Annotated in this window: 2 protein-coding genes; both read left to right on the top strand. The window is 76.2% G+C overall.

The genetic code is table 11. From position 1 onward, the window contains the following. Window positions 1–429 precede the first annotated feature (429 nt). Window positions 430–1,650: a prenyltransferase/squalene oxidase repeat-containing protein gene (locus ACZ5CZ_RS12690; protein WP_468942073.1), complete on the top strand. Its 1,221-nt coding sequence runs from the start codon at window positions 430–432 to the stop codon at window positions 1,648–1,650. Next, window positions 1,647–2,294: an SCO2322 family protein gene (locus ACZ5CZ_RS12685; RefSeq protein WP_468942070.1), complete on the top strand. Its 648-nt coding sequence runs from the start codon at window positions 1,647–1,649 to the stop codon at window positions 2,292–2,294. Before ACZ5CZ_RS12690 ends, ACZ5CZ_RS12685 begins: the two co-directional genes overlap by 4 nt. Window positions 2,295–2,460 lie beyond the last annotated feature (166 nt).

The raw sequence follows: 2,460 nt of genomic DNA, 5'->3' as shown, positions 1-2,460 counted from the left end.
CCCCTCGGCGCGCGGCCCGACCCGGTACGGGGCACGGCCGCCCCTCGGCGCGCGGCCCGACCCGGTACGGGGCACGGCCGCCCCTCGGCGCGCGGCCCGACCCGGTACGGGGCACGGCCGCCCCTCGGCGCGCGGGCCGACCCGGTGCGGGGCACGGCCGCCCCTCGGCGTGTGGAGAGCTGCCGGTACAGTGGCTGGGTCGTCATCACGCCCGTACGGGAGGAAGCCGGTGCAATTCCGGCGCTGACCCGCAACCGTCAGCCACCCTTGTTCTTCCGGGTGGTGAGCCGGAGCACCCGTGCGGGACGTTGACCGGCTCACGTGCGTGGCGGCCCGCCGCGCACGGCACCGTCGAGGTCTACGGAGCCGAGCCGCCCGGGGCCTTCCCGCGCGCTGCCCGGCTCCCCGCAGGAGAGGCAGTCGCCGATCATGAACGTCCGCCGCAGCGCAGCGGCCCTGGCCGCCATAGGCGTGCTGGCCGCCGCCGCACCCGCCACGGCAGCCGGCCGGCCCCCGGCCTCTTCTCCCTCCCCCAAAGCCGCGATCCCCTCCGGCTTGTACGGCACCACCGACCCGACCTACGACGGGGTGTGGCGCCAGTCGCTCACCCTGATCGCCCAGCGCACCCTCGGCTACCGGCCCGCCCCCGCGGCCGTGGACTGGCTCGCCGGACAGCAGTGCGCCAACGGCGCGTTCGCCGCCTTCCGCGCCGACCCGGCGCGGGCCTGCGACAGCAAGGTCACCGTCGACACCAACAGCACGGCCGCCGCCGTACAGGCCCTCCAGGCGGTCGGCGGGCACGGCGGCGCGGTCGAGAAGGCGGTGCACTGGCTGAAGTCCGTGCAGAACAAGGACGGAAGCTGGGGCCTCTACCCCGGCGGCACCGGCGACGCCAACTCCACCTCCGTCGTCATCGGCGCGCTGTCCGCGAACGGCACCGACCCCGCGGACGTCCGCACCTCCGGCAAGTCCCCCTACGACGCCCTGGCCGCCTGGTCCGTCCCGTGCGACCAGGACGGCGGCGGCGCCCTCGCCTACCAGCCGGACAAGAAGGGCAAGCTGGTCGCCAACGCCGACGCGACGGCCGCCGGCGTGCTGGGCGCGCTCGGCAAGGGCTTCGTCGCGCAGGCCGGCAAGGCCCCGGCGCACGACACGTGCACCAAGGGCGGCCACCCCACGCCCGCCCAGATCGCGGACAACGGCGGCGCCTATCTGGCCTCGGCCCTCGCCAAGACCGGCCACCTCATGTCCACGCTGCCCGGCGCCACGGACCAGCCGGACTTCGGCAACACGGCGGACGCGGTCGTCGCGCTCGCCGCGGACGGCCGGGTCGAGCAGGCGAAGAAGGCGTACGGCTGGCTGGAGAAGCACGCCTCCCCCTGGGCGGCGCAGAGCGGCCCGGCCGCGTACGCCGAGCTGATCCTCGCCGCGCACGCGGTCGGCGCGCAGCCGGGCGACTTCGGCGGCACCAGCCTGGTGCACTCCCTCAACACCCTCGGCCCGGCTCCCCACATGTCCGCCGAGCAGCAGGAGAAGAAGAAGTCCGACGACAACTCGGCGTTCGGCGTCTGGTGGTTCGTCGGCGTCTGCCTCGTCGCGGGCATCGGGGTCGGCTTCCTGCTCAGCGGCCGGAAGAAGCGGCAGCCGTGAGCGTCGTCCGCCGTACCGCGCCCGCGCTGCTCGCCGCGCTCGCCCTGCTGCTCGGGGCGACGGGCGAGGCGCGGGCCACCGGCTACCGCTACTGGTCCTTCTGGGAACGCACCGGCGGCACCTGGACCTACGCCACCCAGGGCCCGTCGACCGCCCGCCCCGACGACGGAGCCGTCCTGGGCTTCCGCTTCGCGGTGAGCGCGGACTCCGCCGACGCGAGCAGGCCACGCGGTACGGCGCACTTCCACACCGTCTGCGCCGCCGTACCGGCGCGGCCGGGCACCAAGCGGGTGGCCCTGGTCCTCGACTTCGGCACCCCGGCGGACGCGCCCTCCGGCGAGACGCCGCCGGCCCGCCGCACGGCCTGCGCGCGGGTGTCCGGCGACGCCTCGGCCGCGGAAGCGCTGGCGAGCGTGGCCAAGCCGCTGCGGTACGACACCAACGCCCTGTTGTGCGCGATCGACGGGTACCCGCGCAAGGGCTGCGGGGAGGCGGTGTCCACGGACCGCAGTAACGGCGGCGCGAAGAGCAGCCCCGCGGGCGGGGGCCCTTCGCTGGGGCTGCCGATCGGCGCGGGCGCCGTGGCCCTGCTGGCGGCCGCGGCGGCCTGGCAGGCGAAGCGGCGGCGAAATGCCTCCGGCTGACCGGGAGCCGTCGCCGACCGAGCGGGGATCGGGGTCGGCTGACCGGGGATTTTCGCCGGCCGACCGTGGATCGGGGGCGGCTGACCGGGGACTGTCACCGGCCGACCGTGCACCGTGGGTGGCCAAGCAGGAGCCGTCGCCGGCTGACCGTGGCTCATGGGCGGCC

This window comes from Streptomyces sp. NPDC031418 (assembly GCF_055581605.1).
The sequence above is the reverse complement of the archived record's forward strand: the minus strand, read 5'-3'. Positions and strand labels throughout refer to the sequence as shown.